At 70.7% G+C, this 14,968-nt stretch carries 15 protein-coding genes and 1 pseudogene; 9 read left to right on the top strand and 7 right to left on the bottom strand.

The window, feature by feature from the left end; translation table 11 throughout:
- Window positions 1-202: 202 nt before the first annotated feature.
- The gene (locus IE249_RS12410; RefSeq protein ID WP_189704834.1) at window positions 203-1,777 is read left to right on the top strand and encodes an MFS transporter; all 1,575 of its coding nucleotides are present in this window, start codon (window positions 203-205) and stop codon (window positions 1,775-1,777) included.
- Between the two features lie 88 nt (window positions 1,778-1,865).
- Window positions 1,866-2,396, top strand: a complete 531-nt coding sequence (locus IE249_RS12405) for a 2'-5' RNA ligase family protein (RefSeq protein ID WP_189704833.1) — start codon at window positions 1,866-1,868, stop codon at window positions 2,394-2,396.
- An 85-nt stretch (window positions 2,397-2,481) separates the two neighbouring features.
- Here the strand turns inward: IE249_RS12405 and IE249_RS12400 are convergent, their stop codons facing one another.
- The 3 genes and pseudogenes from IE249_RS12400 to IE249_RS12390 form a co-directional block, all read right to left on the bottom strand.
- Window positions 2,482-3,642 carry a spore photoproduct lyase family protein gene (locus IE249_RS12400; protein ID WP_189704832.1) on the bottom strand — a complete coding sequence of 387 codons (1,161 nt, stop codon included), beginning with the start codon at window positions 3,640-3,642 and terminating at the stop codon, window positions 2,482-2,484.
- A 478-nt stretch (window positions 3,643-4,120) separates the two neighbouring features.
- Window positions 4,121-4,471 (bottom strand): hypothetical protein, encoded by a 351-nt coding sequence (locus tag IE249_RS12395; RefSeq protein WP_189704831.1) that lies wholly within the window; start codon window positions 4,469-4,471, stop codon window positions 4,121-4,123.
- A gap of 9 nt (window positions 4,472-4,480) precedes the next feature.
- Window positions 4,481-5,138, bottom strand: a pseudogene (locus tag IE249_RS12390) (hypothetical protein).
- 302 nt (window positions 5,139-5,440) lie between these two features.
- On the opposite strand from IE249_RS12390, the gene IE249_RS12385 reads away from it, so the two are divergent.
- Entirely contained in the window at window positions 5,441-6,148 is a 708-nt protein-coding gene (locus tag IE249_RS12385; protein ID WP_189704830.1) for an META domain-containing protein, read from the top strand.
- Window positions 6,149-6,246: 98 nt separating this feature from the next.
- On the opposite strand, the gene IE249_RS12380 is transcribed toward IE249_RS12385, so the two are convergent.
- Together IE249_RS12380 and IE249_RS12375 are read right to left on the bottom strand one after the other, a co-directional pair.
- Entirely contained in the window at window positions 6,247-7,164 is a 918-nt protein-coding gene (locus tag IE249_RS12380; protein ID WP_189704829.1) for an NADP-dependent oxidoreductase, read from the bottom strand.
- Window positions 7,165-7,277: 113 nt separating this feature from the next.
- A complete protein-coding gene (locus IE249_RS12375; RefSeq protein ID WP_189704828.1) occupies window positions 7,278-8,258 on the bottom strand; it encodes an AraC family transcriptional regulator in 981 nt (326 codons plus the stop codon).
- 180 nt (window positions 8,259-8,438) lie between these two features.
- Between IE249_RS12375 and IE249_RS12370 the strand changes: the two genes are divergently transcribed.
- The 5 genes from IE249_RS12370 (at window position 8,439) to IE249_RS12350 (ending at window position 12,826) form a co-directional block, all read left to right on the top strand.
- Window positions 8,439-8,945 (top strand): anthrone oxygenase family protein, encoded by a 507-nt coding sequence (locus tag IE249_RS12370; RefSeq protein ID WP_189704827.1) that lies wholly within the window; start codon window positions 8,439-8,441, stop codon window positions 8,943-8,945.
- Window positions 8,946-9,081: 136 nt separating this feature from the next.
- Window positions 9,082-10,080: a DUF1259 domain-containing protein gene (locus tag IE249_RS12365; RefSeq protein WP_189704826.1), complete on the top strand. Its 999-nt coding sequence runs from the start codon at window positions 9,082-9,084 to the stop codon at window positions 10,078-10,080.
- Window positions 10,080-11,285: a cytochrome P450 gene (locus IE249_RS12360; protein WP_189704825.1), complete on the top strand. Its 1,206-nt coding sequence runs from the start codon at window positions 10,080-10,082 to the stop codon at window positions 11,283-11,285. The genes IE249_RS12365 and IE249_RS12360 overlap by 1 nt, the downstream gene beginning before the upstream one ends.
- 207 nt (window positions 11,286-11,492) lie before the next feature.
- Entirely contained in the window at window positions 11,493-11,759 is a 267-nt protein-coding gene (locus tag IE249_RS12355; RefSeq protein WP_229858236.1) for a M15 family metallopeptidase, read from the top strand.
- A 107-nt stretch (window positions 11,760-11,866) separates the two neighbouring features.
- Window positions 11,867-12,826 carry a redoxin family protein gene (locus IE249_RS12350; RefSeq protein ID WP_189704824.1) on the top strand — a complete coding sequence of 320 codons (960 nt, stop codon included), beginning with the start codon at window positions 11,867-11,869 and terminating at the stop codon, window positions 12,824-12,826.
- Between the two features lie 54 nt (window positions 12,827-12,880).
- Here the strand turns inward: IE249_RS12350 and IE249_RS12345 are convergent, their stop codons facing one another.
- Both IE249_RS12345 and IE249_RS12340 read right to left on the bottom strand, forming a co-directional pair.
- The gene (locus IE249_RS12345) at window positions 12,881-13,333 is read right to left on the bottom strand and encodes a hemerythrin domain-containing protein (protein WP_189704823.1); all 453 of its coding nucleotides are present in this window, start codon (window positions 13,331-13,333) and stop codon (window positions 12,881-12,883) included.
- A gap of 157 nt (window positions 13,334-13,490) precedes the next feature.
- A complete protein-coding gene (locus IE249_RS12340; protein ID WP_189704822.1) occupies window positions 13,491-14,450 on the bottom strand; it encodes an alpha/beta hydrolase in 960 nt (319 codons plus the stop codon).
- Window positions 14,451-14,558: 108 nt separating this feature from the next.
- On the opposite strand from IE249_RS12340, the gene IE249_RS12335 reads away from it, so the two are divergent.
- The coding region (locus IE249_RS12335; RefSeq protein ID WP_189704821.1) for a MarR family winged helix-turn-helix transcriptional regulator at window positions 14,559-14,968 on the top strand (410 nt) is incomplete at its 3' end.

Raw genomic sequence — 14,968 nt, 5'->3', positions numbered from 1 at the left:
CACGGCGGCTCCACTGGAATTATTTCATCACGGTGAGCCCACTGCAGGGCATCTGGCGTGTTGAACGCCGGACCACGGTGTACGCAGGCAGTTCACTCACAGCCTCCTTATTTCATCAAGCTGGTCATGACGAAGGCGTCCCGGCCAATCTGACAGCGGTCGTCCGAGCCGCCGGGTTCGGGCCGTCGACGAAAGAGACGCCATGTCCTCATCCACTGCTCCCGGATCACCGCAGGCCATACGCCACCCTTTGGTACTGCTCGTCACCTGCCTCGCCCTGGGCACCGTGGTCGCGGCCATGGCCTCGCTCAACGTCGCTCTGCCCGACCTCGCCCGCGACACCCGCGCCAGCCAGACCGATCTGTCCTGGATCATCGACGCCTACAGCCTCGTCTTCGCCTCACTGCTGCTGCCGGCGGGCGCCCTCGGTGACCGGTTCGGCCGACGCAAGGCACTGCTCGCCGGACTCGCCGTGTTCGGCGGCGGTTCCGCGGCGGCCGTCTTCACCACCAGCCCGGCGGTGCTGATAGGCCTGCGCGGTGTGCTCGGCGTGGGTGCCGCACTGGTCATGCCGGCCACCCTCTCGACCATCACCAGCACCTTCCCCTCCGCCCAGCGCGCACGCGCGGTGAGCGTCTGGGCAGCCGTGGCCGGCGCCGGCGCCCTGCTCGGCGTACTCGCCACCGGGACACTGCTGGAACAGTGGACGTGGCGCTCCGCCTTCTGGCTGAACGTGGCCCTGGCCGCCCTCGCACTCGTGGGCACGCTGCGGTTCGTACCGGAGTCGGCCGAGGCGGACCAGCCGCGGCTGGACGCGACGGGCGCCCTGTTGTCCGTCATCGGGCTCGTCGCCCTGGTGTATTCCATCATCGAGGCACCGGCCCGCGGCTGGGGGGACCCGGCGACTCTGGGCGGCATCGGCATCGGCCTCTTGGTGCTGGCCGCGTTCGTACTCTTCGAGCTGCGCCGGCGGCACCCCCTGCTGGACCCCCGCTTGTTCCGCAACCGTCACTTCGCCGCCGGCTCGCTGTCGATCACGCTGCAGTTCTTCGTGTTCTTCGGCTTCATCTTCGTGATGATGCAGTACCTGCAACTGGTGCGGGGGGACAGCGCGCTCACGGCTGCCACGTCGATGATCCCCATGGCCCTGGCCATGATGCCCGCGTCCCGGCTGACCCCGCGCCTGGTGGCACGGTTCGGCTTCCGCGCCCCCTGGACCTTGGGCCTGGTGGCCGTCGCCGCCGCCATGGGTGTGCTGACACAGGTCGGCACGTCCAGCCCCTACTGGGTGATCGGCGCCGGACTGTTCCTGCTCGGTGCCGGAATGGGGCTGGCCATGACGCCGGCGACCACAGCGATCACCGACGCGCTGCCGCGCTCCCTGCAGAGCGTCGGGTCGGCGGTGAACGACCTGTCCCGCGAACTCGGTGGCGCGCTGGGCATCGCCGTCCTGGGAAGCGTGCTCAACGCTTCCTACCGCAGCCACCTCCACCTTCCCCACGCGCCCGAGGCCGTGGCCCGGGCCGCCCGGTCCTCGCTGGCCGCCGCCCATGCCATCGGTGGTCCCGTCGCCGAACAGGGGCGTGGTGCCTTCGTCGACGGCATGCACACCGCCCTGCTCGGCGGAGCGGTGGCAGCGGCCCTGGCCGCCGTCGCCGTCGCTACGCTCATGCGGTCTCCCCGCCACCGCTCACAGCACGCCGCTCAGGCAGAGGGCGAGGGCGGGCCGGCGACACACGCCGCGATCCGGCCCGCCGGCCTCGGCTCCCGGCACTAGAACGTGTCCGTCGACAGAGAACTTCGTGATCCCCGTGTCAGAGCCAGGACCCCCGGCTCCTCCTGCCCTCCGCCGGTACGCTGCAGCGGTGCGCACGGTCGAACTCTTGTTGGACGAGGCGGCGGATCTGGCGGTCCGGGACGCCTGGCGGCGACTCGCGAACGCGGGGTTGCCCAGTCAGTCACGCCACCGCTCACCGACCAACAGCCCGCACCTCACCCTGGCCACCTGCCGGGAGCTGACCGCCCCGATTCGCTGGGAGCTCGCCGAGGTGGCCGCCGCCCTGCCGCTACCGGTGCGGTTCACCGGTGTCGTCCGCTTCGAGCGGCCCACCTCGGTGCTGGCCTGGGGGCTGGACCTCGACTCCGCGCTGGACGGCTTGCACCGCAGGGTGTGGGAGGCGGTCGCCTCGGACAGCCCGCCCGAGGCCCTCAACCCCTTCCATGCACCCGGACGCTGGAGCCCGCACATCACTCTCGGCCGTACCCGGCGGGCTGCTGCCTTCGCCGGCCGGCGGGTCCCCGAACTGCTGCCGGCGCCGCCGCTGTCGGCCCGGCTCACCACCCTGCGCAGCTATGACACGGAGACCGGCGACCTGGAGGTGCTGGAACCCCGTTGAGCGCTTCCGGTCACAGAGGTGCCACCGGACCGGCGGCGGGACGTGGAGGAGGACGTTGCCGGCTGCCGGCCATCAAAAGCGCTGGTCAGAAGGCATAGCGGACGGTGAGCCAGGGGGTGTGGGCCGCGACCAGTTCCCGCATGCGCTGGACGGCCGGTCCCTTCACGCCGGAGCGGTAGCGGACGTTGTGCCCACCGTTCTGCGACCGTTTGACCTGCTGCAGATCCGGGCGCCACAGCAGATCCTCGGCGCGCGGGTGCCAGCCCAGGTTTACCTCGTGCAGGTCACGGTTGTGGGTGAGCAGGATGACCTCGGCGGCGGCCTGCGCCTTCACGGCCGGCGGAAGCACGTCGTCCATCTGCTGCAGCAGCTGTGCCCAGGCCGCCTCCCAGCCCGGGCGCAGCACGACCGGCGAGAGGTTGAAGTGCACCTCGTACCCGGCCTCCACGAAGTCGCCGGCGGCGGCGATCCGCTCGGTCACCGGGCTGGAGCGGATGTCCAGCAGCCGGGCATCCTCCGGCGGCATCACCGAGAATCGGATCCGGGTGCGCCCGCGGGGGTCGAAAGCGAGCAGATCCCGGTTGACGAACTTGGTGGCGAAGCTGGCCTTGGCCGTCGGCAAGGACCGGAAGGCACGGATCAGATCGGCGGTGTTGTCACAGATCAGCGCGTCGACGGAGCAGTCGCCGTTCTCGCCGATGTCGTAGACCCAGGAGGCGGGGTCGCACTGGTCGGGCCGGGGCTTACGGCCCTGACCGGCGACGTGACGCTCCAGGTGGGCGACGATACGGTCGATGTTGGTGAAGACGGTGATCGGGTTGGCGTAGCCCTTGCGGCGCGGTACGTAACAGTAGGCGCAGGCCATGGCGCAGCCGTTGGAGGCTCCCGGTGCGATCCAGTCGGCTGAGCGGCCGTTGGGACGGGTGGTGAGCGTCTTGCGGACCCCCAGGACCAGGGTCTCGGTCTTCACCCGGACCCAGCGCTCGACGTTGCCCTGATTGCCGTGCAGGTGCGGGATGCGCCAGTGGGAGTCGACCTCGATCAGGCGAGCCTGCGGGAAGCGGGCCAGGATCTGCCGACCGCGAGGGGAGGCGGCCGCTTCGGGTTCGGCGTGGATCTCTCGCACATCGAGCAGTCGTGCGGCAGCCCGGGGCAAGGCCACGGGTTCGGTCTCGGGGATCAGGTCGCCGACGGGAAACAGGCTTTCCTGATGCGAGCCTGCGCCGTCACGGGAGGGTGGTGGCATGGTGGTTCCGGTGAGAGGGGGCCGGCGCTGGAAGGGCCTTCCGTCGTCCCTTCCGTGAAGCGCCGGGTGGGCACAGGCGCCGTGAATGTCGCTTTCCGACTGTTCAGAGTACTGCCGCACGGGATGCCGGGGGGTGGTGGTCCCGGGCCACCGCTATCGGGTCCTGGGAGCCGACCCGGGCGATGTCGGCGCAGCGGGCCCAGTCAGTGATCTCGTCGCGCTTGGTAGGTGCGGCCGCGGCCGTCGGCCGGTCTCACGACCACCCGTCCCCGCGACCCGCCGGAGACCACGACCAGGCGCTCGCCGGCCCGGCCGACCGCGACGGACCAGGCCATCCGCCGGTGTCCGCCGTATCGCCGTCCGAACCGTGTGTGCTGACGCCGGCCCCCGCCGTGCGTGGGCCAGATCCGCACGGTTCCGTCCTCGACCGCGGCGGCCAGGAAGTAGCGGCCATCGCCGCCGCCCAGGGCTAGGGCGTTCACCCCGCACCGAAGCCGAGGCCATTCGTCCGTCCTCGGACGGGCAGTCGCCGCAGCGCCTTTCCCGAGCGCGCGTCCCACAGGCGGACCGAGCCCGCCCCCTCCCGCAGCGCACCTGCCGCGATCAGCACCCGCTCCGGCGGGCCGCCCGTCGCCACCGCGACCCGGCCGCCCTCCACGCACAGATGGTGCATCGTGCGGCCGGTGTCGGCGTCCCACACCTGGACGAGCCCCTCGTCACCGCCCGCGGCCACCAGCCGCCGGGTGCGGGTACGCGCGACCGCCGGCGACCACGGGGTGCCGCTCACGCAGGTGATCAGGTACTGCAGCAGTTTGTCCGGCACGGGCACCGGTGAACTTCACGCCCGGGGTGTGCCGTCCCAGCGCCACGTGGTGAGACGAGGGTGTCCGGGTGGTTCGGCGCGTCCGGTGGCCCACAGGAGGGTGAACCAGGGATCCGTGGACGACGGCGCGTTTGGGAACAGCCGGGCGAGCACCCGCGAGCACAGATCGGCGGGCGGGCCCCATACGAGCCCGATCCCTTGCGCCAGGTCGTGCGTGTGCACCAGGGTCTCCACGATCCCCATCGCCGCGAATCCCTCGGGGTCGGAGACGCCGAAGACGTGGTGAGCGCGCGTCCGCGGAGACGACGTGCGCACCATCGCGACCAGCAGCGCGCCGCTCGCTTCCAGGACCTGCAGCAGACCGGCGGGCCCCGCCCCACGGTCCGCGTGGATGGCGTTGGCCGGGCCGCCGGGCCGCCGGCTCTCCCATACGAAGGGCACCTCACCGTCCAACGGCGGTGTTCTGGGGCCGAGCTGCGCGGCGTAGGCGAAGAGGTCGTCGCTGAGGTGCTCCACGGGTTTCCCAGCAGTCCCATTGCAGCGAACCTGCCTTGCCTTCCCAAGCGGCCGCAGGCGCCTCGCGAAGGACCGCCACAGCAAGCTGCACGGCGAGGTCGAGGTCATCCGCTGTGACGGGGGGCCGGGAGAGGCCGGCATCAGTTGATCGGGACATGGCAGGACCGTACCGCGAGCGGGAGGAAGCACCCCGCCCCATGGGTACTTCAGCAGCGGTTCGTGGCCTGGGCCGGAACGCGGAACCGGCACATGCTCTTCAACGTCTGACCAGGCATGGACAGTCGCCGGGCAACCACCGTGGTCGGCGCCCTCCTCGCAGCTCTGCTGACCACCACGGCGTGCGGCGCGCCGCGGATGGGGAGCGAGGGGCGAAAGCCGAGGCAGACCGGACCGGCCGCCGACTGGTCCGCTCCGAAGGGGCCGGGCGGAACCGGTGGACTCCTGGTAGGGGCCCGCTGGATGGCACAGTGGATCACCGTCGGCGGACGGACCACCGCTGCCCCGGCGCATGCCGCCGCCTGGGTCGACTTCGGCTACGACGGCACCCTGACGGGCAGTTACGGCTGCACCTCGTTCCGGCGGACGGCCCACGTCACCGCCGGCACGCTCGCCCTCGGTGCTCCGGCCGTGCAGCCGACGGGCCGGGGCCGGTGTGCGGCGAAGAACCGGGCCTTCGAGGAGGAGTTCCGCACGTTCTTCAACGGGCGGCTGAACATCACACGGCGGGTCGACGACGTCACGATCGATCTGAAGAACGGGCGGGGCGACCAAGTGGCCCTGAAACTCCTGTGGCCCAAGGGCCTGTTCGGCAGGCGCTGGCAGGTGGACCACCTGGCCGTGGCGGACACCAGCTACCCGCTCGCGGCCGGAAGGGCGGTCTACTTCGTCTTCCACCGCGATGGAACGGTCACCGGCAACCTGGGCTGCAACGACTTCACCGGCCGCGCCACCTTCTCGGGCGACGTCTTCACGCTGTACCGGCTCACGCCGACGACGCACCGTACCTGCTCCAAAGACATCGTGCGCGACGAGCAGATCATGTTGTCGCCCAGGAACGATCCACGGTCGACCCGCTTCTCGGCCCTGACCGACAGCTGGGAGAGCGACCACGACCCCACGCAGGGCCTGCCGGAGTTCGGGTACGGCTTCAAGGCACTCGACCACTGACGGCGACAGCCGGGACGAGCGTCCGGCCCGTCGGCCGGCCATCGTCCTCCCGCCTTGAGAGGGCGGCCCGATGGCCGGCTCGTGCCGGGCGGCACCGGCTAGGGCAGGAGCACGATCTTGCCGTGGGTGTGCTGCTGTTCCAGCTCGCGGAAGGCCTCCCGCACCTGTTCCAGCGGGTAGGTGTGGGCGATCGGCACCTCCAGCCGGCCACGCGCGGCAAGGCGGGCCAGCTCGCCGAGCACGACCGCGCATGCCGCCGCACCCTCCCCGTAGGTCCGCGCCCCGATCTCGGCGGCGGCCTGCCAGTCGCGGATGGTGTTGATCCGCTCGGGCCGCACGCCCAACTCCACTGCCAGCGCCACGTATCCGTCGCCGAAGGTGTCGATGAACGCGTCGACCCTGCCGCCCGACGCCTCACGGATCCGCTCGGCAACACCGGGCCCGTACTCGACCGGGAGGACACCGCGATCCCTCAACCAGGCGTGGTTCCGCGCGCTCGCCAGCCCTATCACCGTGGCGCCGCGATGCCGCGCGAGCTGCACGGCGATCGACCCGACCCCGCCCGCCGCACCGGAGACGACGACCGTGTCGTCCGGGCCGGGATCCACCGCGAACACGGTGGCGTAGGCGGTCGTGCCGGCCACGTACAGCGCCCCGGCCACCTCCCAGGCCAGCCCCGGCGGACGGGAGACCAGATTCACGTCGTCGACCACGACGAACTGCGCGTGGCTGGCCCGCCGGTGGGTGAAGCCCAGCACCTCGTCGCCCACCGCGAAGCCCCGGACATGGGGGCCGGTCTCCACCACCACACCCGCCAGATCGCTGCCCTGCCCGGAGGGAAACGCCGCCGGCCAGCGTTCGTGCAGCGCGCCCGTGCGGATGTGGGCCTCGCCGGGCTGGATCCCGGCCGCGCGGACCTCGACCAGCACCTGCCCGGGGCCGGGAACCGGCCGCTCCACCTCCTCCACCCGCAGAACATCGATCCCGCCGTACTCGTGAAACCGCACCGCCCGCATCGCGTGATCACCGCACTCTCTCGTCCGGACATGACCTGGCCGGCCGCGCGTCAGAGGCCGACACCGACCGTGCCACCGCATACAAGGGATCAAGCGCGGATCCGTATTCCCAACTACCGGCGGGCGCGCTCCCGATGCTGCTGCGGGCTGACCCCGCGGACCCGTTTGAAGGCGGCGCTGAGCGCGAAGGGGCCGCCGTAGCCGACCCTGCGGGCAACGGAGGCGACGGTGGCGTCCGGCTCGCACAGCAGATCGGCGGCCAGCGCCAGCCGCCAACCGGTCAGATACGTCATCGGTGGCTCGCCGACCAGTTCGGTGAAGCGGCGGCCCAGGGCGGCCCGCGACACGCCGGTCCTGACCGCCAGGTCCGCGACGGTCCATGGGTGGGCGGGGTCGTCGTGCAGCAGTCGCAGCGCCGGCCCCACGACCGGGTCGCTCTGGGCGGCGTACCAGGCGGGGGCTCCGGCCCCGGGCCGGGCGAACCAGGTCCGCAGCACCGCGATCAGCAGCAGGTCGAGCAGCCGGTCGAGCACCACCTCCTGGCCGGGCTCGTCCCGGACGACCTCCTCGCTCAGCAGCGCGGGCAGCGGGTTGGACCAGTCGTCCCCGGCCAGCACCAGGACCTGCGGCAGGACGGACAGCAGACGGCTGCTGATCTCGCCGCGCATCTGGTAGGTGCCGCTGATCATCACCGCGGGCGGCGGGTCCTCCCCCGCTGCGCCACTCCCCGCAACGTCGGCCCCGTCGGGATCGTCACCCCAGGTTCGCACGCCCAGGTCCATCCGCTCGCACAGTTCGTTGCCGTCGAGGTCGGTCGACACCTGGCCCGGTCGGATGACGATCCGCGGCTCCGTCTCCCGGTCACCGGCGACCACGTACGGCTCCGGTCCGCGGATCACCGCGATGCCGCCGGAGCGCAGCGACCGCGCCTGCCCGTCGCCGGTCCTGATCCAGGCATCGCCCCTGACCATGTGCACCAGGGTGAGCGGTGCCAGGTCGGCGATCCTGACCGACCAGGGCGGGGTGAGGACCGACCGCAACAGGAAGGCACCGCGCGCCCGCGGGCCGTCGAGGAGGGTGGCCAGTGCGTCCATGACCACACACTAGGTCTGGACGCCTGCGTATGGGGATGAGCTTCTCGGCGATGGCCGGACGATGTGCCGCGCGGATTCACTGGGGCCATGACGCGGAACACGCCACTCGTACCGCCGGCATCGCCGGCATCACTCGCATCCACACCGCTTCCCGCCGACCGTCCGACCCGAGGAGTTGCCATGACCGGCGACCTCCGCAGCCTGGTGCTGCTTGCGGCCACGCTCACGACCGGACTGATGGCGGGCCTGTACTTCGCATTCTCCGTCGCCGTGATGCCCGGTCTGGCGCGGGTCGACGACCGTACGTTCATCGAGACGATGCAGCGGGTGAACGTGGCGATTCTCAACGGCTGGTTCACCCTCGCCTTCGGCGGCGCGCTCGTGCTGGGCGTGCTCGCCGCCGTGCTGTGCCGCGGCGGGGAAGGGCGGCCCGCCCTGCCCTGGATCATCGTGGGCGTCGTTCTCTACGCGGTCTCGCTCGTAGTCACGATGGGCTTCAACGTGCCGCTCAACAACCACCTGGCGGCTGCGGGAACGCCGGCACACATCCACGACCCGGCGGCGGTACGGGCCCGGTTCGAGTCGGCATGGGTGCCCTGGAACATCGCGCGCACGCTGGCCACCACCGGCGCATTCGGCTGCCTGGCGTGGGCGATGCGGGTGGCGGGCGGCACCGGCCGCATATGAGGCCCGGCTGCCCCCCTCTTCGCCGGAGTCGGCCGCGGACGCCCCTGGCCCGTTGCTCCACCTGGCTGGACGTCTCGGTGCGGATCACCGATCCGTGCGAACCGTCGTGCTTCCATCACGCCAGGAGGCATATGACATGGCTGACGAGCGACAGCGGGACACCCGTTCCCGAATCACCACATCCCGGCGGTGGGTGCTGGCCGCGGCGGCCGCGGCACCCGTGGTCACGGGGACCCGTGCCAGCGCCGATCCAAGGCCCGCCGCGGCGCGGGAGGGCATGCTGGTCCAGCCGGTGATGACCAAGCTGGCGGACTGGGCGGACGTGGGCCGGGCTCTCGGCCGGCCCGGCGACATGAAGCGGTACATGTACCACACGGCGTTCCCGCGGCGGGACCTCACCGTCTTCTCCCACGGCGTCCGGATCAACCCCGCGCTCGCCCTGGGCACGCACGTCTCCTTCGTGCGCTACGCCGACCACAGCACGCTCCTGATGGGCGACACCGTGGTCACCGAGCACGAACTGCAGCACTTCGTCGACGTCCTGCAGCAGCACGGCATCATGGTCACCGCCCTCCACAAGCACCTGCTCGCGCACTCGCCGGAAGTGTGGTGGGTCCACGTGCACGCCCACGGCAACGACCCGGTCGCCGTCGCCCGCGGTCTGCGCGCCGCCTTCGACCGCACTGGCACCCCGCCCGCGCGACCCGCCACCGCATCACCACCCGTCGACCTGGACACCACCGCCATCGATGCCGCGCTGGGAGTCAAGGGCTCCGCGGACGAGGAGGTCTACAAGGCCACCTTCGTCCGCCGCGAGACCATTGCCGACGGCCATGTGGCCCTGCCTCCGGGGCTGGGCTCCACCAGTTCCGTCAACTACCAGTCGCTCGGCGGCGGCAGGGCCGCGCTCAGCGGTGACCTGGTGATGACGGCCGACGAGGTCCAGCCCGTGCTCGTGGCTCTGCGGCAGGGCGGCATCGAACTAGTCGAACTGCACCACCACAATCTGACCGACCAGCCCCGCCTGTTCTTCGTCCACTACTGGGCCGTCGGCGACGCCGTGCAACTCACCCGGAGCCTGCGCAGGGCCATGGACACCACCAACGTCGTACCCATGCCCGGAGGAGCCGTCTGATGTCCGCGGACAACGAGACCGTCACCTGCCCGTTCGACTTCAGCGAGGCTCTGGAGTTCGACCCCGCGCTCGCAGACCTGATGCGCCGCGACTCCCCCACCCGGATCCGGCTGCCCTACGGTGACGCCGACGCGTGGCTGGTCACCGGGTTCGACGCCGTCAAGCAGGTGACCACGGACCACCGGCTCAGCCGGGCCGGCATCATCGGCCACGACTACCCCCGGATGACACCCGAGCCCATCGTGTCGCCCGAGTCGATCAACGTGATGGATCCGCCGCACAGCAGCCGCGTCCGCCACCTCGCCTCCCAGGCCTTCACCCAGCAGAACGTCGAAGGCATGCGACACCGGATCACTCGACTCACGGACCTCCTGCTCGACGAGATGGAGGAACACGGCCCGCCGGCGGATCTGGTCTCCCACCTCTCCGACACACTCCCCCGCCACACCGTCCTGGACCTCCTCGGCATCGAGCGCCAGGAATGGCCGCGGATCCAGGAATCCGTGCACCAACTGCTCGTCGTCGGCGCGGACAACAAGGAGACCGCCGCCACCGCCAAGGCCGACCTGACCGCGTACTTCGCGAAACTCGTCGAACAACGACGAGACACGCCCGGCCCGGACCTCATCAGCGCGATGGCAGCGGCGCGGGACGGCGAGGAACAGCTCGACGACAGGGAACTGGCGGTCATGGCCCTGATGCTGGCACTCAGCGGCCAGGACACGGCGACCTGCCAGATCAGTAACATCACCTACCTGCTCCTGACGCGTCCCGAACTGATGCGGCACATCAGGCAACAGCCCGAGACCCTCACCGACGTCCTGCACGAGCTGCTCCGTCACATCCCGTTCCGCAAGGGGGTGGGCATCCCCCGGGTCGCGCTCGAGGACCTGGAACTGGACGGAGTACACATCCGGGCCGGCGACTACGTCCACGTCTCATACCTGACCGCCAACCGTGACTCCGAACGCTACCCGGACCCCCACACCATCGACCTGAACCGCCCCAGCAGCCCGCACATGACATTCGGCTGGGGAGGACACAGATGCATCGCCGTCCCGCTGGCCATGGCCGAACTCGAGGTAGCCGTCGGACGCCTCCTGGCACGCTTCCCCGGACTACGCCTCGCCGTACCGCCCGAGGAAGTCCGGTGGGACACGAAAACGATCAGACGCTTCCCGCTCGAACTACCGGTGACCTGGTAGGAAGCGCCTGCTCAAAGGGGGCATCCGTGCGGTTGGTCCTGCTGTGACGTCCGAACCGACGGCTGCGGGGGCGTTTCCCGGGCCGACCCGGGTCTTCGCCTCCGCCTCCGCCGAGTTCGGACCGCCCGGGATCCGCTCCACGCCGCCTCGCACTGGGCTGAGTCCGGACACCCGGGCCGGCTCGCCCCGCACTGCGCCGGGGCGGCCGTGGATCTGGGGCTGATCGACACGGATGGCGTGGAACTGGACATGGGCGGCGCGGTGAACGGACACCGCACGGGCGATGAAAGGTGGTGTCCCTTCGACGCACCGGGTCTGTCGCCGACCGCGCGCGACAACCGCGATCTGCTGGCCCACTGCCTGCGCGAGCAGGGTTTCGTCAACTACCCGAGCGAGTGGTGGCACTGGTCGTACGGGGACCGCTACTGGGCGCTGCTGACCGGTGCCCCCGCCGCCGTCTACGGGCCCGTCTGACCGAACCAGGGGGCGACTGCGTTCGCCCGCGGGTCGTGCGGACATCCCCGCTGAGCGCTTGACCTTACCCTCAAGGGCAAGGTTTAGCGTTCGTCGAGGTGAGAAGCATGCGGATCGGTGAGCTGGCCCGGCGAGCGGGTGTGACGACCAAGGCGGTGCGCTACTACGAATCGCTGGGGCTGCTCGCGCCGGTGCGGTTGGCCAATGGTTATCGGGACTACGACGAGCACGACGTACGGCTCACGCAGGAGATCCGGGCGCTGGGTCGCCTCGGCATCCCTGTCGAGGCGACACGGCCGTTTCTGGAATGCCTCACCCTGGGGCACCAGCACGCGGACGACTGCCCGGCCGCGCTCGCCGGTTACCGGGACGCCATCGACGAACTCACGCAGCGGATCGAGGGCCTCACCGCCCGCCGGGCGGTGCTGGTGGCGCACCTGCACGAGGCCGCTCACCGCAACAGCCGCTTCTCACCCGCCGAAGGAGAGGAAGCGATGACCGACTACACGAGCCTGCCTGCCGACCTGCCCGTTCCCGAGGACGACGGGGCCGCTGCCCATCTGCGCGGTGCGAGAATGCCGCGGCTGCAACTCCATGCCACCGACGGCGCCACCATCAGTCTTGAGGCGCTGGGTGCGGGTCGTACGGTGCTCTACATCTACCCGCTGACGGGCCGCCCCGGCACCGATCTGCCCGAGGGCTGGGACTCCATCCCCGGCGCCCGCGGCTGCACCGCCGAGACGTGCGGTTTCCGCGACCACCACCAGGACCTGCTCGCGGCCGGCGCTGCCCGGGTGTACGGCCTCTCCAGCCAGGACAGCGACTACCAACGTGAGGTCACCGAGCGGCTCCGCCTGCCGTTCCAGATGCTGTCCGACCCCGCACGAAGCTTGGCCAGGGCGCTGGAGGTTCCCACGTTCACCGCTGGCGGGCTGACCCTGTACAAGCGGCTGACGCTGATCATCAAGAACGACGTGATCGAGCATGTCTTCTATCCGGTCTTCCCGCCGGACAAGCACGCCGACCAGGTCCTGACCTGGCTCAGCGACACCGCCGAGCGGCAGTGATACATCGGGGCTCCACCACCCCTCCATCACCCCCTGACCAGGACTGATACGAGCTCATGACCTGATCACGTCTCCGTCGTCAAGCGCCTGGCTGATCGTCCGCTCTTCATAGCCGAAGTGGGACTCCATGATCGCCGCCAATCCGTCGAGCTCACGCCGTATCGCCTCCAGAGCCGGAGCACGCGATTGCGCTGCCCCGTCAGCGAGTTCGCGCACCCTGGACAGGATCGAGGCGATCATCCCGTGATCCTCGACAAGGTTGGCGACCGTAGCTGCGAGATCCGGGCGCTCGCGCAGCAACTGGGAGAACATTCCTTCGTCCTCGCCCTGGTGATGGGACGTCAAGGCGGCACAGAAGGCCAGGCAATGGGTGACAAGTGCGTCGTCGCTCAACCGGCGGTGTCCGAGACCTGTCCTGATCTCGTTGATCTGGCGACGCAGTTCTTCATGTGCTTGTGCGAGCTGCAAGCTCAAGGCGACTGCACGGTCGCCGTCACGGGAGGCCACGGGTGGCGGTCCCTTCGGTTCCGCACCTCCATGCCTGACGCAGTCCGCCACCGGCACGCGATGCTGCCGCAATCCGATCACGCATCCCGGCGGCACGGCAACCACGCCGGGCGTTCGCCCGCCAGGAGGCCCGCCGAGACGTTCAGGCAGGGGGTCCTCACCGGACCGGTTCGGAGCGGCCGTTGGCCGGGTGCCCGGCGGTCAGGTACCCGGTGGTCGGGTGGTCTGCGGCCAGGTGGCCGGTGAGGAAGCGGGCGGCGCGGTCGAGCGCGGCGTCCGCCTCGTCGAGGCGGCCGTAGTGGTGCTGGAAGACGTGGGGCAGGCCCGGTCCGATCTCGAGCGTGACCTCGACGTCGTCGGCGCCCGCGCGGCCGGCCAGCCGGACCGCGTCGTCGAGCAGCACCTCGTTCGCGCCGACCTGGACGAGCAGTGGAGGCAGGCCGGCGAGGTCGGCGAACAGCGGGCTGGCCAAGGGGTGCGCCCGGTCGGCCGCGCCGAGGTAGAGATCGGCGTAGGCGCGCAGGTCGGCCCCGATGAATATGGGGTCGATGCCCTCCTTGGAACGCATGCTTCCTCCTGCCAGGGTGAGGTCGGTCCAGGGAGAGAAGACGGCCACGGCGGCGGGCTGCGGCAGTCCGGCCTCCCGGGCCGCGAGGAGTGTGGCGATGGCCAAGCCGCCGCCGGCGGAGTCACCGGCCATGACGATGCCCTGCGGCTCGATACCCGCCGCGAGCAGGTCGCGGTAGGCCGCGAGCCCGTCGTCGACGGCCGCGGGGAAAGGGTGCTCGGGTGCCAGCCGGTAGTCCACCGACACCGCCCGCAGACCGGCACGGCGGGCCAGCTCACCGACCATCCCCGCATGGGTCTGCGGTGAGCCGATGACATAGCCTCCGCCGTGCAGGTAGAGCAGCCGGCCGGGGCCGGAGACTTCGGCGGGCTCCAGCTCCAGGGCGGGCCGGCCGCCCAGGACGGTCTGGCGGGTGACCACGCCCTGCGGGGCGGGGCGGGTGACGGCCGCGGTGAACCCGCTGCGCTGCTGCTCGACGGTGGGCCGCGTCTCGCCGCGGGGGGCGGAACGGAGTATGGCGTCAAGGGCGTCGCGCTGCTGTCGGGACATGTCGTGCCTCCAGGGGCAGGGATGCGAGGATGGATTCCTCGGAATGCATCTGCCCGGATCCAACCCGATTCCCAGGAAGATGATTCCCAGGAATCTACTGGAGGTGTTGTGAGACACGTCACTCAGATCTTCACCGACCTCGTCCGCGTCGAGACCCGTCTCTACAACGCGGTGAACGCCCGGCTGCGCACCGAACGAGGCCTGGGCCTGGGCCAGTTCGAGATACTGGAGATCATCGACCGGGTACCTCAATGCCGCGTCCTCGACATCGCCGGCGAGTTGGCCATCACCGTGGGAGCCGTCAGCAAGGCGGTGGACCGGCTGGTGGCTGCGGGCTGGTGCCGGCGCGCGGCGCACCCACACGACCGCCGCTCCTCCACCCTCCACCTCACGCCGGAAGGCAAGAAACAACTGACCGCGTCCCGCCCCGTCGTCGAGGACGAACTCGCCTCACTCACCGCGGCACTCTCCCCCGGCGACCTCACCCGCACCGCCTCCACCCTGGCCGCCCTCCGCAC

The organism is Streptomyces anandii JCM 4720, from assembly GCF_014650655.1.
Classification (GTDB): Bacteria; Actinomycetota; Actinomycetes; order Streptomycetales; family Streptomycetaceae; genus Streptomyces; species Streptomyces anandii.
This window is presented reverse-complemented; position numbering and strand designations above follow the sequence as displayed.

Coding starts and splice junctions, on each gene's coding strand:
- IE249_RS12410 (WP_189704834.1), top strand. CDS start 203: ATGTCCTCATCCACTGCTCCCGGATCACCGCAGGCCATACGCCACCCT.
- IE249_RS12400 (WP_189704832.1), bottom strand. CDS start 3,642: ATGCCACCACCCTCCCGTGACGGCGCAGGCTCGCATCAGGAAAGCCTG.
- IE249_RS12385 (WP_189704830.1), top strand. CDS start 5,441: ATGGCACAGTGGATCACCGTCGGCGGACGGACCACCGCTGCCCCGGCG.
- IE249_RS12380 (WP_189704829.1), bottom strand. CDS start 7,164: ATGCGGGCGGTGCGGTTTCACGAGTACGGCGGGATCGATGTTCTGCGG.
- IE249_RS12375 (WP_189704828.1), bottom strand. CDS start 8,258: ATGGACGCACTGGCCACCCTCCTCGACGGCCCGCGGGCGCGCGGTGCC.
- IE249_RS12370 (WP_189704827.1), top strand. CDS start 8,439: ATGACCGGCGACCTCCGCAGCCTGGTGCTGCTTGCGGCCACGCTCACG.
- IE249_RS12365 (WP_189704826.1), top strand. CDS start 9,082: ATGGCTGACGAGCGACAGCGGGACACCCGTTCCCGAATCACCACATCC.
- IE249_RS12360 (WP_189704825.1), top strand. CDS start 10,080: ATGTCCGCGGACAACGAGACCGTCACCTGCCCGTTCGACTTCAGCGAG.
- IE249_RS12350 (WP_189704824.1), top strand. CDS start 11,867: ATGCGGATCGGTGAGCTGGCCCGGCGAGCGGGTGTGACGACCAAGGCG.
- IE249_RS12340 (WP_189704822.1), bottom strand. CDS start 14,450: ATGTCCCGACAGCAGCGCGACGCCCTTGACGCCATACTCCGTTCCGCC.